Consider the following 22,678-nt stretch of genomic DNA (forward strand, 5'->3'; position numbering starts at 1 on the left):
GAGATGCCCCCGAGGCGCAGAGTCGCAAGGGGCAGCGATGACGCTTCATGCCGCAGCGGGGGTCCGCGCGGGAGGGGTGGGTGCGGCGAAAGCGGCAATCTCCATGCAGCGGGCCGCCGCTCGGGGCAGCAGACGGCCGAGGAAATAGGCGGCGAGCGGCTCACGGTCGGGCGCGGCGGCGGCGGCGCGGGCCAGCATCCAGCCGCCGAGCGTCCAGCCGCAGGCATCGAGATAGGCGGCGGCGAGGGATTGCGCCGCCTCGGCGTCCTGCGCCTGCAAGGACAGCATGGCGGCGGTCGCCTCGGCCAGGCGGGTGGCGGCCGCGGCAAGGCGCGGCTCCGCGGCCACCTCCGCCAGCAGGGCGCGCATCGCCGCACCATCATCCTTGGCGAGCTTGCGCACCAGCAGGTCGATGGCCTGGATGCCATTGGTGCCTTCATAGATCGGCGCAATTCGCGCGTCGCGCAGCACCTGCGCCGCGCCGCTGTCCTCCACGAAGCCCATCCCGCCATGGACCTGGATGCCGAGAGAGGCGACATCGACGCCGCGGTCGGTGCACCAGGCCTTCACTATCGGAATCAGCAGCGCGAGGCGCGTCGCAGCCTCGGCATCGCCCAGCAGGTGATGACGGTCGAACGCCACGGCGGCTTCCAACGCCAGCAACCTTCCCGCCAGGGTGACTGCCCGCATCTCGGTCAGCATCCGCGCGACGTCGGGGTGCTGTGCGATGACACGGCCGGATTGAGTCCGCTGCGCCGCATAGGCTTCGGCAAGCTGCAGCGCCCGCGCACCCTGACCCACGCCCTGCACGCCAACGGCCAGCCGCGCCGCGTTCATCATGGCGAACATCGCGTTCAGGCCGCGGCCGGCCTCTCCGACCAACTCGGCCTCGGCGCCCTCGAACAGCATGACGCAGGTGGGCGAGGCGTGGATGCCGAGCTTCCGCTCGATCCCGCCGCAGCGCAGCATATTGCGCCGACCATCGGGCAACACCTTCGGCGCGGCGAAGAGCGAGATGCCGCGCGAGCCCGGCGGTGCGTCCGGCAGGCGGGCAAGGACGAGGTGGAGGATGTTCTCCGTCGTCTCGTGCTCGCCCCAGGTGATGTAGATCTTCTGGCCGTGCAGCCCGTAGCGGCCATTGCCGAGGGGCTCCGCGCGGGTGCGGATGGCGGCCAGGTCGGAGCCGGCCTGTGGCTCGGTCAGGTTCATGGTGCCAGGCCACTCGCCGGAGACCAGCTTCGGCAGCCATCGCGCGGCCTGGTCGGGCGAGGCGAACCGGGTCAGGCAGTCAATGGCGCCCGCGGTCAGGATCGGGCCGAGGAAGAAGGCCATGTCGGCGGCGGAGGCGAGCTCGACCACCGCGGTCCAGATGCTGTGCGGCAGGCCCTGCCCGCCATGCTCGGCCGGCGCGGCGAGGGACTGCCAGCCACCCTCGATCCAGGCCTTCATCACGCCGTGGTAGTGCGCCGGCACAGTGACGGTGCCGTTCGCGTAGGCGGCGCCTTCGCGGTCGGCCTGCTGCCAGCCGGGGGCGATCACCTCGGTGCAGAAGCGCTCCGCCTCGCGGAGCAGCGCCTCGATGTCGGCTGCGCCAAGCGGGGTGCCGGCAGCTTCGGTGAGGGCTGGCAGGTCCACCACCCGCGTCAGCCCGAGGATGAGGTCGTCGGCCGCGGTCGGAAGGGTCATGCCAACGTGTCCTGCGCAATGTCGTCCAACAGCCCGGGAGGTGGGGGCGCCTCGCCCGCCGCCCAGGGTGGAAAGGCCGCAGCCAGTGCGGGGTCGCGCACCGCTCGCCCCAACGCCAACCCGAGCAGCGGACCAAACTTGAAGCCATGGCCGGAGAAGCCGGACATCACCCAGGCACGACCGCCGAGCGGCTCTATCACGAAGCGCTCGCCCGGCTCCACGTCGTACCAGCAGGCGGCGGCGGAGAGCAGGCGGTAACTCTCCAGGCTGCGGATGCGACGGCGCGCCAGGTCGAGGATCGCTTCGGCCTCCGCCGCTGTTGCCTCGCGTGGGCCATCCGGATCGGCGGTGGGGGCGAAGCGGTGATCGCCGATCTTCAGCGGCGTGCCGGCCACCGGCGGCACCGCGTAGAAGCCGCCATCCTCGGCCAGGTCCAGCAGCATCGGCGCCCCTGCCCACGCCTCCGCATGTTCAGGGGGCGGGGAGAGCCGGACCACGATCTGCCGCGTCGGCCGCACTCGCGCGGCAAGCCCCGGCACCAGGCGCGGGCCCCAGGGGCCGGCAGCGACGACCAGCAGGTCGGCCTCCAGCTTTCCGCCACCGGCCAGCGTGACGGTGGCGCGCGCGGGATCCAGCCTCACCGCCTGGCGGCGCTCGATCGTCACGCCCCGGGCCGCCAGGAGGCGCGCGAGCATGGCCACGATGCGCCACGCCAGCAGCACGCCCCCCGAGGGCAGGTGGAAGGAGGCGGCGATACCCGCGGGCGAGAGGAAGGAGTAGCGCGAGGCGACCGCTTCGGCGGTCAGGTCCGTGACGGCATGCCCGTCGCCACGCAGTGCGGCGCGGCTTTCGGCGAGCCAACCGTCGGCCGCGTGCGCCAGGGCGAGCACGCCGGTCGGCACGTAGGGCCGCTCGCCGGCTTCCGCGAACAGCGTGCCCCAGGCGGCGAAGGCCGGGTCCACCATGCGCATGTAGCCGGCCTGCGCCCCATAGGCGTGGCGGATCAGCCGGTGGTCGTCCACCGAGGAACCGCGGGGATTCGGGACGGGATCCTGCTCAACCACCCGCACCGCGAACCCGGCGCGCGAGAGCGCCCAGGCGGCGGAGAGCCCCATGATCCCGGCGCCAAGCACGAGAGCGGTTCGCATGGCGGCCAGTGTCGCGCGCCGAGGCCCGCTTGGCGAGAGGCCCGGGAAAGCGGATCGGCGCGGAGGGGCGGCCTTACCGCCCCTCCCGGCGGATCAGTGCATCCGGCTGCGGCCAGCGCCACCGCCGCGGCCGGTCGTGCCCCGTGCGCTGGTGCTGCGCCCGGTCTTGCCGGCTGTCCCGGTGCGCCGCGTCGCCGCGGCTTTGGTGGCGCGCGGCGCCGCGGACTTCGCGCCGTTTGAGCGCGTGGTCACCTTCTTCGTGGTCCGCCCGGTGCCGGTCTTGGCCGTCTTCCGCGTCGTGCCGGCGGCCTTGCCGCGCGTGCTGGCTGCCGCCTTGCCTCGGCCAGTCGCCGCCTTGCCGCGCGTGGTCGTCGCTGCCTTGCGCGCACCCGTCGTGGCCTTGCGCGTGCCCGTCGTGGCCTTGCGCGTGCCCGTCGTGGCTTTGCGCGTGCCCGTCGCCTTGCGCGCCGGGGCCGCTGCCTTGCGGGTTCCGGTTGCGGCCTTCCCTCGAGTCGCTGCGGCCTTCCCCCGCGTCGAAGTCGCAGCACTGCGGCCGCGCGTGGCCACGCGCGGCTTCCGAGCGCCCTTCGCGGCAGCGGCCTTGCCGGTTGCCTTGCGTGCGGTGCCGGCAGCCGGCTTTGCGCGCGTGCCCGCGGCGCTGCGCCCGCCCTTCGCCGCCGCCGTCCGGCCGGTGCCGCGCGCGGCGGTGCCGGCAGCCTTGCGGGTGCCAGTCGCCGCCTTTGCGCGCGTGCTCTTTGCGGCACTGGCGCGGGCCGGCGCGGCGCGCGTGGCAGCCGCGGCGCGGCGCGGCGGCGCGCGGCGGCGCTTCGGCTTCTCCTCCTGCGGCTGCTCGATGGCGGTGGCTTCATCTTCCGCCGGTGCCGGCATCTGCTCCGTCTCGTCGCTCATGCGCTGATCCTCCTTGTTCGGTTGTGAGTCCGGCGCATTGCGTGGCGCCGATGCGACCGCCACGGAACGCGTCTTCGCCATGCGTGCATCCTGCACGCCACCGTCCCCCGGAGCCCTGGACCTTGCCGCTCGGCTGCGCTCGCCTTGCGGTCGGCTCCGCGGTGCCGCGCGCACGACAATGCACGCGGTTGCCGAGGCGAACGTCACGTCGCGGCGATTGTTCCCGTGGAGGGACTCGTCAGCGCCAATGAATCATCAGTGAGCCAGCGAGCGTCTCGCCCGGCGCCAGCACATGCATCGCGCCGTGCGCGGCAGCGTCGGCGCGGTTCGCCGCATCGGGCGCGTGGCTCACCGGCTCCACAGCGAGCACCGCAGCCTGCGGCGGCGCGAAGACCTGCAGGTTCGACGCCCAGGCGCCGGCCGCGCGCAGCGCCAGCACAGCGCCATCGGGCCAGGTGATCTCCGCCGTGCCGTCCCAGCCGGCGAAGTGACCGTCGAGCGCATCAAGCGCATTCGCGCTGCCACTCAATCCGCTGCTTGGCCGCGGCGCGACCGGCAGGTTGCGCGCGTCGCGGCCGAACGCCACGCGTGCAGCGGCGCGGAGCCGCGTGCCAGCGGGGCGCGGGAAATAGGGATGCCAGCCGACGCCCATCGGCACCGGCACCGCTGCGCCATTGGTCAACGCGATCTCGAGCGTCAGGTGGTCCGCCGCCAGCGTCGCCGTGAGCCGGGCACTGCCGGCGAAGGGCGCGCGGTCAAAGCGGCAGCCGAGCAGCGCGCGGTCCTCCCGCGCCGCGAGCACTGTCCAGGGCAGCTCGCGCAGGAAGCCGTGCAGCGCATTGTTCTCGGCAGGCCGGTTGATCGGCATGCGGTGCTCGACACCGGCCACCACGATGCGCCCGCCATCCAGCCGGTTGGTCCAGGGGGCCATCAGGAAGGAGCCGCGGAAGCCGGTATTCGGATCGGCGCCCGGCGGCACCGGCACCAGCAGGTCGCGCCCGGCAGCGGCCAGGCGCGCGAAGGCGGCGCCCTGTTGCGGCAGGATCACCGCTGTCGCGCCGCCGGCGCGCAACTCGACAGGCGCGCCAGCGACGAGCCTCATCAGCCGAGGCTGAAGGGATCGCGCGGGGAGAAGCCGCCCTTCCGCGAATACTCGATCGGGCAGTAGAAGCCGCCCTGGTAGCGCTCCTCCACCTCGCTGTCGGAGACGATGCCCTCGATCTCCTTGCGGAAGGCCTCCGCGTTGTCCTGGGGCGTCCAGCCGATGCGGTCACGATGGTCGCGCCCCCAGTAGGTGGCCGGGTTGTTCGAGGCGCCCCAGATCACCGCATGCCCGACCCGCTCCGCCTGGATGCAGCGCAGCACCAGCCGCGCAAGGTCCGGGTAGGAAAGCCAGGTCGCGAGCGCGCGCGCATTGGCCGGCTTCGGCAGGCAGGAGCCGATCCGGAGGTTGACGTTCTCCACCCCATGCTTGTCCCAGTAGAGCCTTCCCATCAGCTCCCCGTACGCCTTGGACAAGCCGTAGTAGCCGTCCGGGCGGAAGGCGCAGTCGTAGTCGAGCTTCGCTTCGTTGCCCTTCGGCCGTTCGTGGAAGCCGATGGAGTGGTTGGAGGAGGCGAAGACCACCCGGGCGCCTTCGCGCCGTGCCGCCTCGTAGATGTGGTACACGCCGCGGAGATTCGGGCCGAGCACCATCTCGAACGGGTTCTCCGTCGCGATGCCGCCGAAATGCAGGATGGTCGAGCAGCCCTCCGCCTGGCGTACGATGGCCAGCCCTTCGTTCAGGTCGGCCCGCACGAAGCTCGCGCCTTTGGGCAGCGGGTCGGGGAAGGGCTGGATATCGGTCAGCCGGAGCGTGAAGCCGGCGGTGCCGAGCTCGCGCGCCAGCATCCGGCCGAGCGCGCCGGACGCGCCGGTGAGCAGGATGGGCTTCTGGTCCATGGCAGGTTCCTCTCGATGAGCTCTCACGTCCCGTAGCCGAGCAGCAGCCGCGGCAGGGTGAGCGAGACCTCGGGCACGTAGGTGGTGAGCAGCAGCGCAACCAGGATGGCGCCCCAGAAGGGCCAGATGGTGCGCATCACCTCCTCCATCCTGATCCGCCCGATGGCACAGCCGACGAACAGCACCGCGCCGACCGGGGGAGTGGTGAGGCCGAGGCCGAGGTTCATCATCATCACCATGCCGAACTGCACCGGGTCCACGCCGATGGCGGTGACGACCGGCAGGAAGATCGGCGTGGTGATCAGGATCAGCGCCGCCATGTCCATCACCGCGCCGAGCAGCAGCAGGCAGACATTGATCATCAGCAGGATGACAACCGGATTATCGCTGATCGCGAGCATCGCATCCGTCAGGTGCTCCGGCAGCCGGTAAAGCGCGAGCAGGTAGGCGAAGGCGGTTGCCGTGCCGACCAGCAGGAACACCACCGCCGATGTCCGCACGCTGGCCGCCACCGCCACCTTGAAGTCCCTCCAGGAGAGGGCGCGATAGACCAGGATGGTGACGGCCAGCGCCCAGATGGTGCCGAAGGCCGCACTCTCGGTCACCGTGAAGACGCCGGACAGCACGCCGCCCAGGATGATGATGGCGGTGAACAGGCCGGGCAGCGCGTCCACGAAGGTCCAGGCCAGGTGCCGGAAGCCCCTCCAGCCATCCGCGGGATAGCCGCGGCGAACTGCCATCACATAGGCGGCGATGCCGAGGAAGGTGCACATCATCAGGCCCGGCACGATGCCGGCGATGAACAGCGCGCTGACCGAGATGCCGCCGCCCGCCGCCAGCGAATAGAGGATCATGTTGTGCGAGGGTGGGATCAGGATTCCGGCGATGGACGATGTGACGGTCAGGCCCACCGCATAGTCCACCCCGTAGCCTTTCGCCTTCATGGCCGGGATCAGGATAGTGCCGGTCGCCGAGGTGTCGGCCACCGCCGAGCCCGAGATGCCGCCGAACAGCATGGAGGTGGAGACATCCACCATGCCGAGCCCGCCGCGCATCCAGCCGACGCAGGCCGAGGCGAGCGCGACCAGCCGCCGCGCGATGCCGCCATGCAGCATCAACTCGCCGGCGAAGATGAAGAACGGGATCGCCAGCAGCGAGAAGATGCTCATCCCGGAGGCCATCTGCTGGAACCCGACGGCCGGGTTCAGCCCCTCCCAGAAGAAGCCGGCGAGCGCCGCGATGCCGAGGGTGAAGGCCACCGGCACACCGGCCACGACGCCGAGGACGAAGACCCCGATGATCAGCAGAAGGCCGAATTCCACCCGCGCTACTCCAGGAAGGCGGCCCTGATGCCGCGCTGCTCGGGGCCTTCCTTGCGGAGGATGTCGAGCAGCACCTGCTCGATGGCGAAGAGGGTGATCAGCCCGCCGCAGACCAGCAGCGGCACATAGGTCCAGCCCTGGCTGATGCCGAGCAGCGGGATCTTGAATGTCCAGACCATGTCCACGAGTTCGCGCGAATAGGTCATCATGGCCAGGCCGAACAGGCCCACCAGCGTGTCGCAGCCCACGGCGATCCAGCGCTGGGCCGCCATCGGCAGCGCCTCGCGGAAGCCCAGGACCGAAAGGTGGAAGCGCTCCCGCACGCCCACGGCAGCGACCGGCAGCGCGATGCACAGGATGGCGAGGGTGGCGCCGCGCTCCACCCAGGTGGGCGTGTCGTTCAGCACGTAACGGCCGAATACCAGCCAGCCCATCATCGCGACCAGCCCGACCAGGGCGGCACCGGCGGCGACGATGACCAGGCGACAGAACAGGTCGAGCACGCGGGAGAAGTGGGCCATATGGCTGGTTCCGTACCTGGCCCCCACCCCGAACCCTCCCCCCGCAAGCAGGGGGAGGGAGCAGGGGCACTCCCGAGCTGCCTACTGAAGGTCGCGGATGCGCTGCACCATCGTCGCGAGGCGCGGGTTGTTGCCGGTGTACTTCTGGTAGACCGGCGCCATCAGTTCGGACCAGGGGCGCCGATCGGCGATCTCGATCACCGTCACGCCCGCCTGCTCGACGCGGCGGCGGGAGACCTGCTCGCGCTCCGCCCAGAGCTGGCGCTGGAACACCGCGCTCTCGCGCGCCGCATCGCGCAGGATGTTGCGCTCCTGCTCGTTCAGCCGGCGCCAGCGCTGGATGCCGACCGCCAGCACCTCAGGCACGTTGGAGTGCTGGGTGTCGGTGTAGTAGCGCGCGACCTCGAAGTGGCGGGTGCTCTCGTAGGAGGGCCAGTTGTTCTCGGCGCCGTCGATCACGCCGGACTGCAGGGAGGTGAATACCTCGCCGAAGGGGAGCGGCGTCGGGTTCGCACCCATCGCGCGCATCAGGTCGATCCAGAGGTCCGAGGTCTGCACCCGGATCTTCATGCCGCGGACATCGGCCGGGGTGCGGACCGGCCGCGTCGTGTAGAGGCTGCGCGCACCGGCATCGTACCAGGCCAGCGCGATGATGCCGATGGCTTCCAGGTCGCGGGAGATCTCCTCGCCGGCGATGCCGTCGATGGCGCGCTGCATGTGCGCGACGTCACGGAACAGGAAGGGCAGTGTCACCACCTGCGTGGATGGCGCCAGGTTGTTGAAGGGCGAGAGGTTGAAATTGGCGAAATCGATCGATCCCAGGCGCATCTGCTGGATCGCCTCGTCCTGCTGGCCAAGTTGCGCCGAGTGGTAGGTCCGCATGCGGATCCGGTTGTTGGTCCGCTGCGCCACCAGTTCGCCGAAACGGTCCATGCCACGGCCGTTCGGGTAATCGGCGGCGTGGATGTTCCAGCCGCGCCATTCCTGGGCTTGGCCGGGACTTGCGGCCCAGGGAAGCAAGGCGGCGGCGGCCAGGGCCGCGGCACGCATGACGCGTGTGATCTTCATCGTGGTTCCCTCCCAACCGGCGCGTTGGGCAGCCGGGTTGCGGCCGCCATCATACGGGCCCGATCGCGCGCCCTGTCAAATCGCCGTCGGCACGGAACCCGGGCACCCGGCCTGCGCTCCCCGCCTCATTGCAGTGAGGGGTGGGTTGGATGGAAGGCGAAGGCGAGGCGGGCAAGGTAGAGATGCCCGAGGTGCCGCTCGTTCCGGCAGCGGCGGTCGGGTTCCTGCTGTACCCATGGGCGGTGCAACTTGTGCTCGCGAACCCGCCCGCGAACGACCCCGGATCCAAGCCGGCGCCGGGCTGACCCCGCTTGCGGCCACGCGACGGGCCGCGCAGCATCGGCGCATAGCTGCGCCGGATGCCGATCCATGCCCTTTCCGACCATCGCCCAAGCGGCCGACGACCTCGCCGCCGGCCGCCTCACCGCCACGACCCTGGTGGAGGAGGCGCTGGCGCGTATCGCCGATCCGCAAGGTGAAGGCGCGCGCGCCTTCATCGCAGTGCAGGGCGAACAGGTGCGCGCGGCGGCAAGTGCCATGGATATGCTGCGCGCCGCCGGACGCGCACCGAGCCCCTGGGCCGGCATCCCGATCACCATCAAGGATCTCTATGATCAGGCCGGCCAGGTAACCCGCGCCGGCTCCGTCGCGCTCGCGGATGCGGCACCCGCAGCGGCCACTGCGCCGGCCGTCGCCCGGCTGGAGCACGCCGGATTCGTGGTGCTCGGGCGCACCAACATGACGGAATTCGCCTTCTCCGGCCTCGGCGTGAACCCGCATTTCGGCACGCCGCGCTCGCCCTGGGATCGAGCCACGGGACGCCTGCCGGGCGGCTCCTCCGCCGGCGCGGCGGTCGCCACGGCAGACGGGATGGGCTTCGCCGGGCTGGGTTCCGACACCGGCGGCTCCTGCCGGATCCCGGCCGCACTGTGCGGCATCGTCGGCTGGAAGCCGACGGCCAGCCGCGTGCCGCTGGCTGGCGCCTTGCCTCTCTCCTTCACGCTGGACAGCCTCGGCCCGCTGGCGCGCTCGGTCGGTTGCTGCGCGCTGCTGGACAGCCTGATGGCCGGGGAGGACCCTTGGTCCCCGGGCCTGCCGCTGCCGGTCGCGGGCCTGAAGCTCGGCGTGCTGCAGGGCTATGTGACGGAAGGCTGGGAGCCTGCGGTCGCCACCGCCTTCGAGCGCGCGCTGGCGCGGCTTTCCGCCGCCGGCGCGCGCATCGAGAAGCTGGACGTGCCGGAACTGGCGGAAATCCCCAGTGCCAATGCCACCGGCGGCTTTGCCGCGAGCGAGGCCTGGGCGTGGCACCGCCCCCTGTTGGCGCACCGGCGCGACGCCTACGACCCGCGCATCCTCGCCCGCATCCTGCGCGGCGAACGCATGTCGGCGGCCGAGTACATCGAACTGACGCAGGCGCGCACGCGCATCATCGCCGCGGTCGCGCGCCGCACCGCGCACTTTGACGCCGTGGTGACGCCGACCTGCCCGCTGACGCCGCCCGCCATCGCCGCGGTGGAGGAGGAAACCGAATACAACCGCATCAACCTGCTGCTGCTGCGCAACACCAGCGTGGCCAATTTCCTCGACCGCTGCTCGATCAGCCTGCCCTGCCATGCGCCCGGCGAGGCGCCCGTCGGTTTCATGCTGATGGGTGAACGAATGGGCGACGCGAAGCTGCTGACGATTGCCCGGGCTATGGAAGCGGTTTTGGCGGCGTAGCTACTCAGGCCGGCTCGCTCTCCTCCTCCGGGCGTCGGCGCGGCCGCACAACCAGCGCGGCCACCCAGCAGGCGAGCAGGATAAGAGCCAAGCGCAGCACATCCATCCCAGTGCCCTCCGTTGCGCCTTCCGGTCCCCTGCATTGGGCGAAATGGGCCGGGTCAGGCGGCCGGCAAGCCCGAGGCTACGCTCCGCCCTTCGCGCCGGGCAGCGGAATCCCGGTCAGTGCCTGCCAGACGCGGATCACGAATCCGTCGTCGGCCCGACCGTGGCCGATTGCGCTGGCGGCCGTGAAGAGTTGCTGGGCCTGGCTGGCAAGCGGCACCGGATGGTCCAGGCTGCGCGCCAACTCCGCCACCAGGCCGAGATCCTTGACGAAGATGTCCACCGCGCTGCGCGGGGCGTCATCGCCCTCCAGCACGCGCGCCATGCGGTTCTCGAACATCCAGGAATTGCCGGCGGCGCTCGTTACCACCTCATAGAGCTGGCGCGGGTCGGCACCGGCGCGGATACCGAGCGACATCGCCTCCGCCGCCACGGCGATGTGCACGCCGGCCAGCAACTGGTGCACCACCTTCACCGTCGCGCCGATGCCCGGACGGTCGCCAAGCTGCCAGACCTTCGTCGCCACCGCCGCCAGCACGGGCTCGGCCTTGCCGAAGGCCGCCGGGCTGCCGGAAGCCATCACCGTCATCTCACCCGAAGCGGCCTTGGCCGCGCCGCCCGACACCGGCGCATCAAGATAGAGCAAGCCGCGCCGTTCCGCTTCCGCCGCCAGGCGCTCCGCATCGGAAGGGGACATGGTGGCGCAGGAGATCACCACCGCACCCGATTTCAGCCTGCCTGCGCAGCCCTCCGGCCCGAACAACGCGGCTTCGGTCTGCGCGGCATTGACCACCAGCAGCAGCACCGCTTCGGTGGCCTCCGGCAGGTCAGACGGACGCGCGCAAGCCTGGCCACCAGCGGCGGCAAAGGCGTCCCGTGCCGCTTCGCGCAGGTCACAGCCGGTCGTCGCCAGCCCGGCACGGAGGCACGACCGGGCCGCACCCATTCCCATCGCCCCAAGTCCGATCACGCCCACCCGCATCCGCCTGCCCTCCCATCCAAGGAGCGACCGTCGCCGGATGGCCGCGTCAGCGCAAGACGAGGACCAGGATCTGGATGACCGCGGCAATGGCCAGCAGCACCAGGACGATTCGGCTGAGTGTTGGAATCGGCGGCATCGTGCTGATATGGGCCGGGACCAAGGCCTGTGTCAGGGTGCCGTTCCGCTTTCACAGGCAGCGGCGCGATGGTGTATAGTTTTGCTATGTCCGTTCCATCGGTGCCCGCCCCGGCATGATCCGAAGCGCGCTGCTCGCGGCCATGCTCGCGGTGGGAGCGGGCTGCAGCCCCGTCGTGCTGCCCGCCGGGCCGCCCATGGCGACGCCCGACCTCCGCGACGATGCCATCCTGGCTGCCGACGGGGCGGTCCTGCCGCTGCGCCGCTTCCCGCCCGCAGGCGCGCCACGCGCCATGCTGCTTGCGCTGCACGGCTTCAACGATCACTCCGGCAACTTTCTCACCGACAGCATCGAGGCGCTGAACCAGGCCGGCCTGCTGGTCTATGCCTATGATCAGCGTGGCTTTGGCCGGGCACCCAACCGCGGCTACTGGCCTGGCGCGGGGACGCTCGCCTCGGACGCGGCGGAGGCGGCCCGGCTGCTGCGGCGGCGCCATCCCGGCCTGCCGTTCTATCTGTTGGGCGAAAGCATGGGTGCGTCGGTGGCGATCCTTGCCAGCGCCGGCGCAGCACCACCGCCGGTGGATGGGTATGTCCTGCTCACCCCCGCCATCTGGTCCCGCGATGCGATGAACCCGCTGATGCGGGGCGGGCTCTGGCTCGTCGCGCGCACCATTCCCGTGGTCCCGTTCCAGGGCGGCGTCGGGGGTGTGGTCGCCAGCGACAACCCCGCCGCTCTGCGCCGCATGGGCCGTGATCCGCTCGTCATCCGGCACACACGGGTGGATGCCGCGGTCGGGCTGGTGGATCTGATGGACGAGGCCGTCGCCGCGCTGCCGCTGTGCTGCCGCAACGCCGCCGGCCAGCTTGTGCCCACACTCATGCTGCTGGGCGCCCGGGACACCGTCGTGCCGTCCTACGCCAGCCGCGCCGCGCTGCGGCGCCTGCCGGCGGAGGTTCGCCCGCGCCTCGGCGTCTACGCCGAGGGCTTCCACCTGCTGCTCGCCGGCCGCAACCGGGCGGAGGTGGTGCGGGATGTCCTCGGCTTCCTCGGCGACCCTGCGGCGCCCCTGCCCTCCGGCGCCGATGAGGACGCGCCTGCCTGGCTGGCGGGCCGCCCTCTCAGTCCAGCGTCCTGAGCACGGCATAGAGCTCGTTCTTCGCCTCGAAGCCGATGCCGGGGATCTCCGGCATCCGCACGCGGCTGTCCCGCACCGGCACGTCATCGGCGAAGCCGCCGAAAGGCGCGAAGACCTCCGGGTAGCTCTCGTTGCCGCCAAGGCCGAGGCCGACAGCGATGTTCAGGGCGAACTGGTGGCCGCCATGCGGCACGCAGCGGCGCGGGCTCCAGCCATGTTCCGCCAGCATCTGCAAGGTGCGCAGATACTCGACCAGTCCGTAGGAGAGCGCGGGATCGAACTGCAGTATGTCCCGGTCCGGGCGCAGCCCGCCATGGCGGATCAGGTTGCGCGCATCCAGCATCGAGAACAGGTTTTCTCCTGTTGCTATCGGCGGGCCGTAATGCTCGGCGAGCGTCGCATGCGTGGCGTAGTCCAGCGGGTCCAGCGGCTCCTCGTACCAGCGCAGGTTGAACGGGCGCAGCGCCGCGGCGTAGGTGAGCGCAGCATGCAAACCGAAACGGCCGTTGACGTCCACGCAGAGCCTCGACCCGTCGCCACCGAGCAGCTGCAGCACCGCCTCGATCCGCGCCAGATCGTCGGCAAGCGCCTCCTTCAGGCCGGTGCCGGGAGCACCGCCAATCTTCATCTTCACGGTGGAATAGCCCATGGCGAGGTAACGCTTCATCTCCTCGACCAGCTGGTCCACGCCCTTGCCGGGGTAGTAGTAGCCGCCGGCGGCATAGACCCAGGCGGCCTCGTCAGCCTGGCCGCCATTGTATCGGTCCGCCAGCAGGCGCCAGAGCGGAACGCCGGCGAGCTTCGCCGCGGCGTCCCAAAGCGCCATGTCCAGCACGCCGACGGCCACGCTACGCTCCCCATGGCCGCCGGGCTTCTCGTTCTTCATCATCGCCGCCCAGGCGCCGGCGGGGTCCAGAGTCCCATCGGCAGCGGTGACCTGCGCCTCGGTCGCCTCGGTCAGGCGTGGGACGAAGCGTTCGGCGAGCAGGCCCGGCTGGGCATAGCGGCCGTTGGAATTGAAACCGTAGCCGGTTGCGCGCCTGCCGCCCGGCCCCTCGACCGTGACCGCCACGATCGAGGCGGTCATCTTGGAAAAGTCGATATAGGCGTTGGCAATGGCACTGCTGATCGGCGCCACACCCTGCTTCACGCTGACGATACGCATGCGTCCGTGTCCTGGCTTCGCTTAGCCCCCTTGTCGCCCCGCCCCAGCCGCCGGCACAAGAGGGGGCGAACTCCATGAGGCAGCCGATGACCGACATCCTGCATGAGACGCGCGGCCCCCATGGGGGCTGCGTGGCCTGGACCACGCTCAACCGACCGCAATCGCGCAACGCGATGACCTTCGCGATGTACGAGGGCCTGTTCGAGCAGGCCAAGGCCGTCGCCGAGGATCCCGCCATCCGCGCCTGGGTGATCACCGGCGCCGGCGGCAAGGCTTTCGCGGCCGGCACCGACATCAGCCAGTTCACTACTTTCCGCACCGGCCAGGACGCGCTGGACTACGAGACGCGGATCGACCGCGTGCTCTCTGCCATCGAGGACTGCCCGAAGCCGGTGATCGCCGCGGTGGCCGGGGCCTGCACCGGCGGGGGCCTCGGCATAGCCGGTGTCTGCGACCTGCGCATCGCCGCCGCCAATGCCCGCTTCGGCCTGCCGATCGCGCGCACGCTCGGCAATTGCCTCTCGATGGCGAACTACTCGCGCTTCGCCGCGCTGATCGGCCCGGCAAGGGTGAAGGAGCTGGTCTTCACCGCACGGCTGATCGAGGCCGAGGAAGCGCTGAAGCTGGGCCTCGTCTCCGAGGTGCTGGACACGCCGGAGGCGTTGGAGGCCCGCGCAATGGAACTTGCGGAGCACATCGCCGGCTTGGCGCCGCGCACGCTGACCGCAACGAAGTTCGCGCTCAAGCGGCTGCGCATGGCCGCCGGGCCGATCCATGGCGACGACCTGGTGACGCTCTGCTTCGGCAGCGCGGACTTCCAGGAAGGCATCCGCGCCTTCCTGGAGAAGCGCAAGCCCGAGTGGACGGGAAACTGACGCTCAATCGTTGCGCCGCAGCACCTCGCGGTTCACCACCACCTCGGGGTCCAGACGCCCCGCGAAAAAGTCCAGCACCGCTGAGGCACTCTCCAACGCCATGCGATGCAGGCCCTCCTGCGTGCTGGCCGCGACATGCGGGGTGCAGATCAGGTTCGGCGCGCCGAGCAGCGGGATCGGTGTCGCCACCGGCTCCTCCTCGAACACGTCCAGGCCGGCAGCGCCGAGATGGCCCTCCCGCAGCGCGCGGTCCAGCGCGGCCTCCTCCACCAGCGTGCCGCGCGCGGAGTTCACCAGCACGGCGCCGCGCTTCATCGCGGCGAGGAAGGCCGCATCCGCCATGTTGCGCGTCTCGGCGTTGGAGGGGCAGTGCAGCGTCACGATGTCGGCTGCCGCCAGCGCGGCTGCCACGTCATCCACCGGCTCATAGCCCGCGCCGCGGATCGTTCCCTTCGGCATATAGGGGTCGCGCACCAGCACCCGCATGTCGAAGGCCTTGCACAGCCGCGCGACGCGCGCGCCGATGCGTCCGAAGCCGAAGATGAGCACCGTCTTGCCCGCCAGTTCGAAGGAAGGCAGGTCGGGCTGCGCGGCCCAGAGGAAGCGGCGCACATTGGCGTCGTAGCCCGGCAGCTTGCGCATGCAGGCGAGCATCAGCATCAGCGCGTGCTCGGCCACAGACACGGCATTGGCTTCCGGCGTGATGGTCACCGGGATGCCGCGTTCGGTCAGCGCCGGGATGTCGATGATGTCGTAGCCGACACCGTGCCGCGCCAGGATGCGCAGCTTCGGGCAATGGGAGAGGAACGTACGGTCCACCAGGATGGTGCGCAGGATCAGCGCATCGGCTTCGGGCAGGCGGGCAGCCAGCGTGGCAGGGCCGCGGTCCGGCAGGATCTCCAGCGTGAAGCCCGGCGTGCCGGTGATCAGCGCCTGCGCATCGGGGTGGATGGCCTGCGGACAGATGACGTGGGGCATGCGCCTGCGCTCAAAGCTGGTGATGGGCCGCGGGGCCGAGCACGGCCTCGCGGAAGCGCGCGGTGAGGAAGGCGCCTTCGCGCGGCGGCAGCACCAGCGGCTGGTTGCCGGCCGCGACCTTCACCACGGCGAAGAGCGGCGCCTCCGCGGCATGGATCGCCTGGCGCAGCGGCCCGATCTCCTGCATCGCGTGCAGGGTGCGCGAATCCGCGATGCCGGCGCCCTTGGCGATGGCGGCAAGGTCCACGCCGTGGCGCGTCGCCGTCTCCTGCCCGCCGGTCTCGCTGTAATGCTCGTTGTCGAGCACGACGACGGAGAGGTTGGCCGGCCTGGTGATCGCGATGGTCGCCAGCGAGCCGATGCCCATCAGCATCTCGCCATCGCCGGTGATCACCAGCACTCGCCGGGAGGGCTGCGCCAGGGCGACGCCGAGCCCGATCATCGCCGCGCCGCCCATGCCGCCCCAGAGCGGCAGGTTGGTCGCGCAATCGCCGGCGGCCGTGATGTCCCAGGCGGAGGCGCCGAGGCCGGCGACGACCAGCAGGTCGCCGCGGTCGGTGAGCAGTTCGCGCACCACGGCGCGGCGGTCGAGCGTTCCGGAAGCGGTCATCGCGCTCAGTCCTTGCCGAAGGTCTTGGCGCCGATGAGGCGCTGCCCGAGCAGCGCGGCCGTCGGGCGGAAGGTGTTGAAGGCCAGGCGGATCACCGCATCCACCACGGGCGCGACGTCGCCCGGCGTGTCGGCGCGGCGGACCATCGTGCCCATCGCCTCCAGCACCGCCTGGGTGGCGCTGCCCATCGGGATCTGCGCCGGGTTGAACTCGCCGAAATCGCCCCGCATCGTCACCAGCATCGGCAGCGGCGCCCGGTGGAGCACCGGGACCGAGAGCATGTTGACGCAGTTGCCGACGCCGGAGGACTGCATCAGCAGCACGCCCTTGGCGCCGCCGAGCCAGCTGCCGACCAGCATCGCGACGCCTTCCTCCTCGGTCGTCAGCGTCACCACGCGCATCGCGGAATCGGCCAGGCAGCGGCGAATCAGGCGAGAATGGCCGGCGTCGGGCACCAGTGCCACCTCGGTGATGCCGTGTGCCTTCAGTGTGTCGTAGATCTGGTCTGGCCAACTCGCCGCCGCATCGGGGCGCATTTCCAGCGCGTCGCGATCCATACCTTGTCCTCCGGAGAAGGGCGCATCCTCCGGCGGCGGTGCCGGCCTGACAAGACGGGCAAGCGCAACCAGTTGACTCAACCTATGATGGTATTCTGGAAAACTATTATCTATCTTAGATTGCAAGACGGCCCATGTTCAGACCCGCCTTCTCCGGAACGACCCGTTCGCCGCCCTGAGTTCGACACGCCTGAAGCATCCAGGCTCAACGGCCGTGGTACGGAGCCGGTGAGCGTGGCATGGGCCGGCAGGGCATGCTCATCATGTGCGACGAGGAGAACCGCAATGGCCGACCGCCACGTTACCTACACCAGCGACAACCTGACCCAGGCGGTGATCGACCGGATCCGCCCCGATGCCGCGCCTCGGGTGAAGCAGGTGATGGAAGCGCTGATCCGGCACGTCCACGCCTTCGTGCGGGAGGTGGAGCTGACGCCGGAAGAATGGGAGCAAGGCGTCGCCTTCGTCACCGAACTCGGCAAATGGTGCGACGACAAGCGGCAGGAGGTGATCCTGCTGTCGGACATCCTCGGCGTCTCCATGCTGGTGGATGCGATCGCCCATCGCAGCCACGCCAGCGTCAGCGAGACCACCGTCCTCGGGCCGTTCCACCGCGAGAACCCGCCGCGGATGACCAACGGCGAGAACCTGTCCCGCGACGTGCCCGGCGAGCCGCTCGAGGTGGAGGTGAAAGTCTGCGACGAGCAGGGAAGACCGCTTGAGGGCGCCCAGGTGGATGCCTGGCACACCTCGCCGGAGGGGTTCTACGACAGCCAGCTCGGCGATGCGCACAGCATGCGCGGCCGTTTCGTGACCGGGCCGGACGGCGTGGTCGCCTTCCATACGGTGATGCCGTCGAGCTACCCGGTGCCGCATGATGGGCCGGTGGGCCGTGTGCTGTCCGCGATGGGGCGCGGCCCGATGCGGCCGACACATGTCCATTTCTGGATCAAGATGCCGGGCTACCGCGACCTGATCACACACATCTTCCGCGACGGCGATCCCTACCTGCACGACGACGCGGTGTTCGGTGTGAAGGCCAGCCTGGTCACCGATTGGGATTTGCCGAAGAAGGAGGGGAAGCCCGCGAAGCTCGCCTACGAGTTCCGCATCCCAAAGCTCGATGCGGACTGATGCCGCTCCTGGGCCGCTGGTCAGGAACGGACCAGCGCCTCACGCGCCGCGGTGGCCAGGGCGTCCGCGCGTTCGTTCATCGGGTTCCCCGCATGGCCGCGCACCCAGCGCCAATCCACCTCATGCGGCTTGGCGGCGTCCAGCAGGCGCTGCCACAATTCGTAGTTCGCCACCGGGTCACGGGCGCTGTTGCGCCAGTTGTTGCGCACCCAGCCCTTCACCCAGCGTTCCATGCCGTTGCGGACGTATTCGCTGTCGGTGTGCAGCACCACCTTGCAGGGACGCTTCAGCGCCTCCAGCGCGTTGATCGCCGCGGTCAGTTCCATTCGGTTGTTGGTCGTGGCGGGGTCGGCGCCGGAGAGTTCCTTCTCCGTCGAGCCGTAGCGCAGGATCGCCGCCCAGCCGCCCGGCCCGGGATTCGGGCGGCAACCGCCATCCGTCCAGATCTCGACCGCCATGTCTTCAGGCACCGATCGACTCCGGCGATACGGCAGCGGCGAAGAAGCGCAGCTTCCGGAGGTATTCGAGCGGATCCTTCCGCGTCACCAGCGCACCGGGCGGCGTGTGCGTCCAGTCATAAAGCCGCGTCAGCAGGAACCGGATCGCCGCCCCGCGGCACATCACCGGAAGCGCCGCACGCTCTTCCGGCGTCAGCGGCCTCGCAGCGGCGTAGGCGCCGATCAGCGCCCTCGCCTTGGTCACGTTGAACGCCCCGTCCGCTTCGAAGCACCAAGCGTTGAGGCAGACCGCAACGTCATAGGCCAGCAGGTCGGTGCAGGCGAAATAGAAGTCGATCAACCCCGAGACGCGCGGCTTCCCCGCCGCATCGGGCAGGAAGAAGACGTTGTCCGGAAACAGATCGGCATGGATATGGCCATCCGGCAGCAGGCCGTCGCGGGGCCATTGCGCCAGCATGTCCGCCAGGTGGCGATCCAGCTCCGCGATCAGCCCGGGCGAAACCTCGTCGCCGCGTGCCCGGCAACCGTCCAACAGCTTCGGCCAGCCGCCCGGACCAAGCGCATTCGGGCGGTATACCGGAAAACCCAGCCCTGCCAGGTGCAGCCGCCCGAGCTCCGCACCCAGCGGCGCCAGGTGCTCCGGCCGCACGCGGCGCGGCCAGACGCCTTCGAGGAAGGTACAGATCGCCGCAGGCCGGCCACACAGCGACCGCAGCGCTTCCCCGTCCCTGCCATCGACCGGCGTAGGGCAGGGCACGCCGCGCGCCGCAAGATAGTCCATCAGCCCGAGGAAATAGGGCAGCTCCGCCGGGTCCACCCGCTTTTCGTAAAGCGTCAGGATGAAATCGCCTCGCTCGGTCCGCAGGGCGTAGTTGGAATTCTCCACCCCCTCGGCGATGCCGCGGAAGGCGAGCAACCCGCCGATGTCGTATTCCGCGAGGAAGGCGCGAAGGGCCTCGTCGGTGACCTCGGTGTAGACTGCCACGCCCGCCTCAATCCGCCGCCAGCGTGCGCCGGTCGAGCGCGGACGGGAGGTCCCGCGCCAACGCGGGCGGGAGACGGAACTCGACCGTCTCGTCCGCCACGCGCAACTCCTCGATGGCCAGCTCGAAATACCCGCCGAGATGCGCGATCACCTCCTGCACGAGCGCTTCCGGGGCGCTGGCGCCGGCGGTGAGGCCGACCGTGCGGCAGCCCTCGACCAGCGAGAGGTCGAGGTCCGCACCGCGCTGCACCAGCACCGCGCGCCGCGCGCCGGCGCGCTCCGCCACCTCGGCCAGCCGGCGGGAATTGGAGGAGTTCGGCGCGCCCACAACCACCACCAGCTCCGCCCCGCGCGCGACGATCGTCTTCACCGCGGCCTGTCGGTTCGAGGTGGCGTAGCAGATATCCTCCTTCGCCGGGCCGATGAGACCAGGGAAGCGTTCTGTCAGCACCGCGACGATCTCTGCGGTGTCGTCAACGGAGAGCGTCGTCTGGCTGCTCCAGGCGAGCGGCACGCCGGCAGGCGGCTGCACACTGCGCGCGCCCGCCACATCCTCCACCAGCGTCACCGCTTCCGGCGAGAGCTGGCCCATGGTGCCGATCACCTCAGGATGGCCGGAATGGCCGATCAGCAGGAGATGGCGCCCGCGCGCATGATGGCGCTCCACCTCGCGATGCACCTTGGTGACCAGCGGGCAGGTGGCGTCGAGGGTGAAGAAGCGCCGGCGCAGCGCCTCCGACACCACCGACTTCGCCACGCCATGCGCGCTGAAGACCACCGGGCGGCCGTCATCGGGCACCTCGTCGAGTTCCGCCACGAAGACAGCACCCTTGCCGCGCAGGCTCTCGACCACCTGGCGGTTGTGGACGATCTCATGCCGCACATAGACGGGCGCGCCATGGCGGGCGAGCGCCTCCTCAACGATGCGGACGGCGCGGTCCACACCGGCGCAGAACCCACGCGGGGCGGCGAGCAGCAGGGTCAGCTTCGGCCTCTCGGCGGAAAGGGTCATGCGCGTCGCGATGCTGGGGGTGCGGGTTGCGGGGGCCGTGCTATGGGTGTGCCGCCGGTGCAGGGGTGGCCCGCCGCCGGCGGCGATGCGATACCGGAGGGGATGGCGAAGCGCCAGCCCACCCGCCGCCTGATCGGGACGGCCGGGCCAGGGCGGCGCCGGCGAGGGGCGGAGGGCCGGATGGGGCTGGGTCTTGGGGGCAGGCGCCGCGATGGCGCGCTGAGCGGCGTGGGCCGGGGTGGCAGGATGGCAGCCATGCTCGCGCTCCCGCTGCTGATCACGGCTTGCGGCGGGTCGCCGTTGCCCGCCGGCTCGGCGCCCTGCCCGCGCATTGCCATCCTGGCTGATGGCGCCGATCTCACGCGCTTCCGCACCGGCGCGGCGCGCGACCTAACGGCGCTGACGCTCGATGCCCGCATCACCGGGTTCGACGCGCGCTGCGACTATGCCGGCGGCGATCTCCGCGCGCTTGAGGTCCGCATCACCCCGCGTTTTGAAGCCGAGCGCGGCCCCGCCGCGGCGGGCCGCGGCGCCGACCTGCCTTGGTTCGTCGCGCTGAGCGACACGGCCGACACCAGGATCCTCGCCCGGGTGGCACAGACCACCCCGGTGACCTTCCCACCCAATGTCCAGCGCGCCGAGGCGTCTGGCCGGCCGGTACAGGTCGTCGTGCCTCTCCCGGAAGGCCGCCGGGCTTCGGATTACGTGGTGCGGCTATCCTTCCAACTGACGCCGGAGGAACTTGCGCTGAACCGGCAGCGCGGGCCGCGTTGAGGCGAGAGCGCGAGGGTCCGGTTGCGCCGGGAACGCCGTTGCGCCATATGCCTGTTATCCTGCTGATCCCGTGCGGGAGAGAGGGCGGTGCCGCAAGGCTTCCGTCCCGCCGAAGGCGCAACCGGCCCCCGGAAACGCTCAGGCAGAAGGGCCGCGCGGGGTAGGGACCTCTGGAAAGCCCGTGCCCCGAACGGGGCACGGCACCGACGGAGTAACGCGTCCCTTTCCGCCGGGAAAGTGCCGCCGAATCTCTCAGGTCACGGGACAGAGGGGGGCCACGGATCACCCGACGCCATTCCGGCGGCGGGAGCCCTTGGAGGCACCGTGGCCGAGACCCTCAGCGGCGAGCATCTGCTCGAAACACCCCTGCTATCGCTGCACCGCGAACTCGGCGGGCGCATGGTGCCATTCGCGGGTTATGCCATGCCCGTGCAGTATCCGGCCGGGATCATGGCCGAGCACCTGCATTGCCGAAGCGCCGCGGCGCTGTTCGACGTCTCGCACATGGGTCAGGCCGAATTGCTGGGCGAGGGCGCGGCCGCAGCACTCGAATCGCTGACGCCGGCCGATGTGCAGGGATTGAAGCCCGGCCGGCAGCGCTACGGCCTGCTGATGACCATGACTGGCGGCATCTTCGACGACTTCATGGTGGCGAACCTCGGGGACCGGCTGTTCCTGGTGGTCAATGCCTCCCGCAAGGCGGAGGATTTCGCGCTGATCGAGGCGGCGCTGCCCGCCGGCGTGACGCTGCGCACCCTGCCCGACCGCGCGCTGGTCGCGCTGCAGGGACCGCAGGCGGTCGCCGGCATCGCGACGCTGGCGCCGGGCATCGCCGCCTTGCCCTTCATGGGCATCGGCACCTTCGACATCGCCGGCACGCAAGCCGTCGTCAGCCGCTCCGGCTACACAGGTGAGGACGGTGTCGAGATCTCGGTCCCCGCCGACCGCGCCGAGGCGTTCTGCCGCGCGCTGCTCGGGCTGCCAGGCGTGCAGCCCGCCGGCCTCGGCGCCCGCGATTCGCTGCGGCTGGAGGCCGGCCTCTGCCTCTACGGCAACGACATCGACGAGACCACGAGCCCGGTCGAGGCCAATCTGGTCTGGACCATCGGCAAGCGCCGCCGCACCGAATGGAACTTTCCCGGCGCCGAGCGCGTGCGGGAGGAACTCGACAGCGGCGCCAAGCGCCTGCGCGTCGGCATCCGCCCCGAAGGCCGCCAGCCCGCCCGCGCGCACACCGCGATCCACGCGCCGGCCGGCGGCGGGGCGCTGGGCGAAGTCACCTCCGGCAGCTTCGGTCCTTCCGTCAACGGTCCCGTCGCCATGGGCTACGTTGCGCGCGGACACGCCGCCGATGGCACGCCGCTCGAATTGATGGTGCGCGGAAAGCCGCTTCCGGCGCGCGTCGCACCGCTGCCCTTCACACCCCACCGCTACGCTCGCTGAGGAGCCGTCCCG

23 protein-coding genes and 1 riboswitch are annotated in these 22,678 nt (G+C 70.7%); of the genes, 7 read left to right on the forward strand and 16 right to left on the reverse strand.

The features are described 5' to 3' along the window. Positions 1-45: 45 nt before the first annotated feature. From ACESM1_RS21250 to ACESM1_RS21285, 8 genes are all read right to left on the reverse strand, one after another. Complete coding sequence (locus ACESM1_RS21250) at positions 46-1,686, reverse strand: acyl-CoA dehydrogenase family protein (RefSeq protein WP_372623207.1); 1,641 nt, start codon at positions 1,684-1,686, stop codon at positions 46-48. Beyond that, a complete protein-coding gene (locus ACESM1_RS21255; protein ID WP_372623208.1) occupies positions 1,683-2,834 on the reverse strand; it encodes an FAD-dependent oxidoreductase in 1,152 nt (383 codons plus the stop codon). Before ACESM1_RS21255 ends, ACESM1_RS21250 begins: the two co-directional genes overlap by 4 nt. Before the next feature lie 93 nt (positions 2,835-2,927). Beyond that, a complete protein-coding gene (locus ACESM1_RS21260) occupies positions 2,928-3,950 on the reverse strand; it encodes a hypothetical protein (protein WP_372623209.1) in 1,023 nt (340 codons plus the stop codon). A 31-nt stretch (positions 3,951-3,981) separates the two neighbouring features. Continuing rightward, complete coding sequence (locus ACESM1_RS21265) at positions 3,982-4,845, reverse strand: aldose epimerase (RefSeq protein WP_372623210.1); 864 nt, start codon at positions 4,843-4,845, stop codon at positions 3,982-3,984. Beyond that, positions 4,845-5,684 (reverse strand): NAD-dependent epimerase/dehydratase family protein, encoded by an 840-nt coding sequence (locus ACESM1_RS21270; protein WP_372623211.1) that lies wholly within the window; start codon positions 5,682-5,684, stop codon positions 4,845-4,847. The genes ACESM1_RS21265 and ACESM1_RS21270 overlap by 1 nt, the downstream gene beginning before the upstream one ends. 23 nt (positions 5,685-5,707) lie before the next feature. Next, the gene (locus ACESM1_RS21275; RefSeq protein ID WP_372623212.1) at positions 5,708-7,006 is read right to left on the reverse strand and encodes a TRAP transporter large permease; all 1,299 of its coding nucleotides are present in this window, start codon (positions 7,004-7,006) and stop codon (positions 5,708-5,710) included. A gap of 5 nt (positions 7,007-7,011) precedes the next feature. Then, positions 7,012-7,527 carry a TRAP transporter small permease gene (locus ACESM1_RS21280; RefSeq protein WP_372623213.1) on the reverse strand — a complete coding sequence of 172 codons (516 nt, stop codon included), beginning with the start codon at positions 7,525-7,527 and terminating at the stop codon, positions 7,012-7,014. 81 nt (positions 7,528-7,608) lie between these two features. Then, complete coding sequence (locus ACESM1_RS21285) at positions 7,609-8,595, reverse strand: TRAP transporter substrate-binding protein (protein ID WP_372623214.1); 987 nt, start codon at positions 8,593-8,595, stop codon at positions 7,609-7,611. Positions 8,596-8,744: 149 nt separating this feature from the next. Here ACESM1_RS21285 and ACESM1_RS21290 point away from each other — a divergent pair, with 149 nt between their 5' ends. Then, entirely contained in the window at positions 8,745-8,900 is a 156-nt protein-coding gene (locus ACESM1_RS21290) for a hypothetical protein (protein WP_372623215.1), read from the forward strand. Positions 8,901-8,964: 64 nt separating this feature from the next. After that, the gene (locus tag ACESM1_RS21295; RefSeq protein WP_372623216.1) at positions 8,965-10,314 is read left to right on the forward strand and encodes an amidase; all 1,350 of its coding nucleotides are present in this window, start codon (positions 8,965-8,967) and stop codon (positions 10,312-10,314) included. Positions 10,315-10,498: 184 nt separating this feature from the next. On the opposite strand, the gene ltnD is transcribed toward ACESM1_RS21295, so the two are convergent. Then, positions 10,499-11,401 (reverse strand): L-threonate dehydrogenase, encoded by a 903-nt coding sequence (gene ltnD / locus ACESM1_RS21300; protein ID WP_372623217.1) that lies wholly within the window; start codon positions 11,399-11,401, stop codon positions 10,499-10,501. A gap of 251 nt (positions 11,402-11,652) precedes the next feature. Here ltnD and ACESM1_RS21305 point away from each other — a divergent pair, with 251 nt between their 5' ends. Continuing rightward, positions 11,653-12,675, forward strand: a complete 1,023-nt coding sequence (locus tag ACESM1_RS21305) for an alpha/beta fold hydrolase (protein WP_372623218.1) — start codon at positions 11,653-11,655, stop codon at positions 12,673-12,675. Here ACESM1_RS21305 and ACESM1_RS21310 read toward each other — a convergent pair. Continuing rightward, complete coding sequence (locus ACESM1_RS21310) at positions 12,659-13,840, reverse strand: enolase C-terminal domain-like protein (RefSeq protein ID WP_372623219.1); 1,182 nt, start codon at positions 13,838-13,840, stop codon at positions 12,659-12,661. The two genes, ACESM1_RS21305 and ACESM1_RS21310, sit on opposite strands and share 17 nt — an antisense overlap. Positions 13,841-13,926: 86 nt before the next feature. Here ACESM1_RS21310 and ACESM1_RS21315 point away from each other — a divergent pair, with 86 nt between their 5' ends. Next, complete coding sequence (locus ACESM1_RS21315; RefSeq protein WP_372623220.1) at positions 13,927-14,715, forward strand: enoyl-CoA hydratase/isomerase family protein; 789 nt, start codon at positions 13,927-13,929, stop codon at positions 14,713-14,715. Positions 14,716-14,718: 3 nt separating this feature from the next. On the opposite strand, the gene ACESM1_RS21320 is transcribed toward ACESM1_RS21315, so the two are convergent. From ACESM1_RS21320 to ACESM1_RS21330, 3 genes are read right to left on the reverse strand one after another with little or no spacing between them, the layout of a single operon-like run. Beyond that, positions 14,719-15,693, reverse strand: a complete 975-nt coding sequence (locus tag ACESM1_RS21320; RefSeq protein WP_372623221.1) for a hydroxyacid dehydrogenase — start codon at positions 15,691-15,693, stop codon at positions 14,719-14,721. A gap of 10 nt (positions 15,694-15,703) precedes the next feature. Beyond that, positions 15,704-16,303 (reverse strand): thiamine pyrophosphate-dependent enzyme, encoded by a 600-nt coding sequence (locus ACESM1_RS21325; protein ID WP_372623222.1) that lies wholly within the window; start codon positions 16,301-16,303, stop codon positions 15,704-15,706. A gap of 5 nt (positions 16,304-16,308) precedes the next feature. Next, positions 16,309-16,860 carry a phosphonopyruvate decarboxylase gene (locus tag ACESM1_RS21330; protein ID WP_372623223.1) on the reverse strand — a complete coding sequence of 184 codons (552 nt, stop codon included), beginning with the start codon at positions 16,858-16,860 and terminating at the stop codon, positions 16,309-16,311. A 285-nt stretch (positions 16,861-17,145) separates the two neighbouring features. On the opposite strand from ACESM1_RS21330, the gene ACESM1_RS21335 reads away from it, so the two are divergent. Further along, the gene (locus tag ACESM1_RS21335; protein ID WP_372623224.1) at positions 17,146-17,994 is read left to right on the forward strand and encodes a dioxygenase; all 849 of its coding nucleotides are present in this window, start codon (positions 17,146-17,148) and stop codon (positions 17,992-17,994) included. A gap of 20 nt (positions 17,995-18,014) precedes the next feature. Here the strand turns inward: ACESM1_RS21335 and rnhA are convergent, their stop codons facing one another. From rnhA to ispH, 3 genes are read right to left on the reverse strand one after another with little or no spacing between them, the layout of a single operon-like run. Then, complete coding sequence (rnhA, locus tag ACESM1_RS21340) at positions 18,015-18,452, reverse strand: ribonuclease HI (RefSeq protein ID WP_372623250.1); 438 nt, start codon at positions 18,450-18,452, stop codon at positions 18,015-18,017. 4 nt (positions 18,453-18,456) lie between these two features. Further along, complete coding sequence (locus ACESM1_RS21345; RefSeq protein ID WP_372623225.1) at positions 18,457-19,437, reverse strand: homoserine kinase; 981 nt, start codon at positions 19,435-19,437, stop codon at positions 18,457-18,459. A gap of 7 nt (positions 19,438-19,444) precedes the next feature. Further along, the gene (gene ispH / locus ACESM1_RS21350; protein ID WP_372623226.1) at positions 19,445-20,449 is read right to left on the reverse strand and encodes a 4-hydroxy-3-methylbut-2-enyl diphosphate reductase; all 1,005 of its coding nucleotides are present in this window, start codon (positions 20,447-20,449) and stop codon (positions 19,445-19,447) included. Positions 20,450-20,704: 255 nt separating this feature from the next. Between ispH and ACESM1_RS21355 the strand changes: the two genes are divergently transcribed. Together ACESM1_RS21355 and gcvT are read left to right on the forward strand one after the other, a co-directional pair. Continuing rightward, positions 20,705-21,223 (forward strand): hypothetical protein, encoded by a 519-nt coding sequence (locus ACESM1_RS21355; RefSeq protein ID WP_372623227.1) that lies wholly within the window; start codon positions 20,705-20,707, stop codon positions 21,221-21,223. A gap of 63 nt (positions 21,224-21,286) precedes the next feature. Then, positions 21,287-21,387: riboswitch (glycine riboswitch) on the forward strand. 160 nt (positions 21,388-21,547) lie between these two features. After that, positions 21,548-22,666 (forward strand): glycine cleavage system aminomethyltransferase GcvT, encoded by a 1,119-nt coding sequence (gene gcvT / locus ACESM1_RS21360; RefSeq protein WP_372623228.1) that lies wholly within the window; start codon positions 21,548-21,550, stop codon positions 22,664-22,666. Positions 22,667-22,678: the final 12 nt, after the last annotated feature.

This window comes from Falsiroseomonas sp. (assembly GCF_041690465.1).
Taxonomy (GTDB): Bacteria; Pseudomonadota; Alphaproteobacteria; order Acetobacterales; family Acetobacteraceae; genus Falsiroseomonas.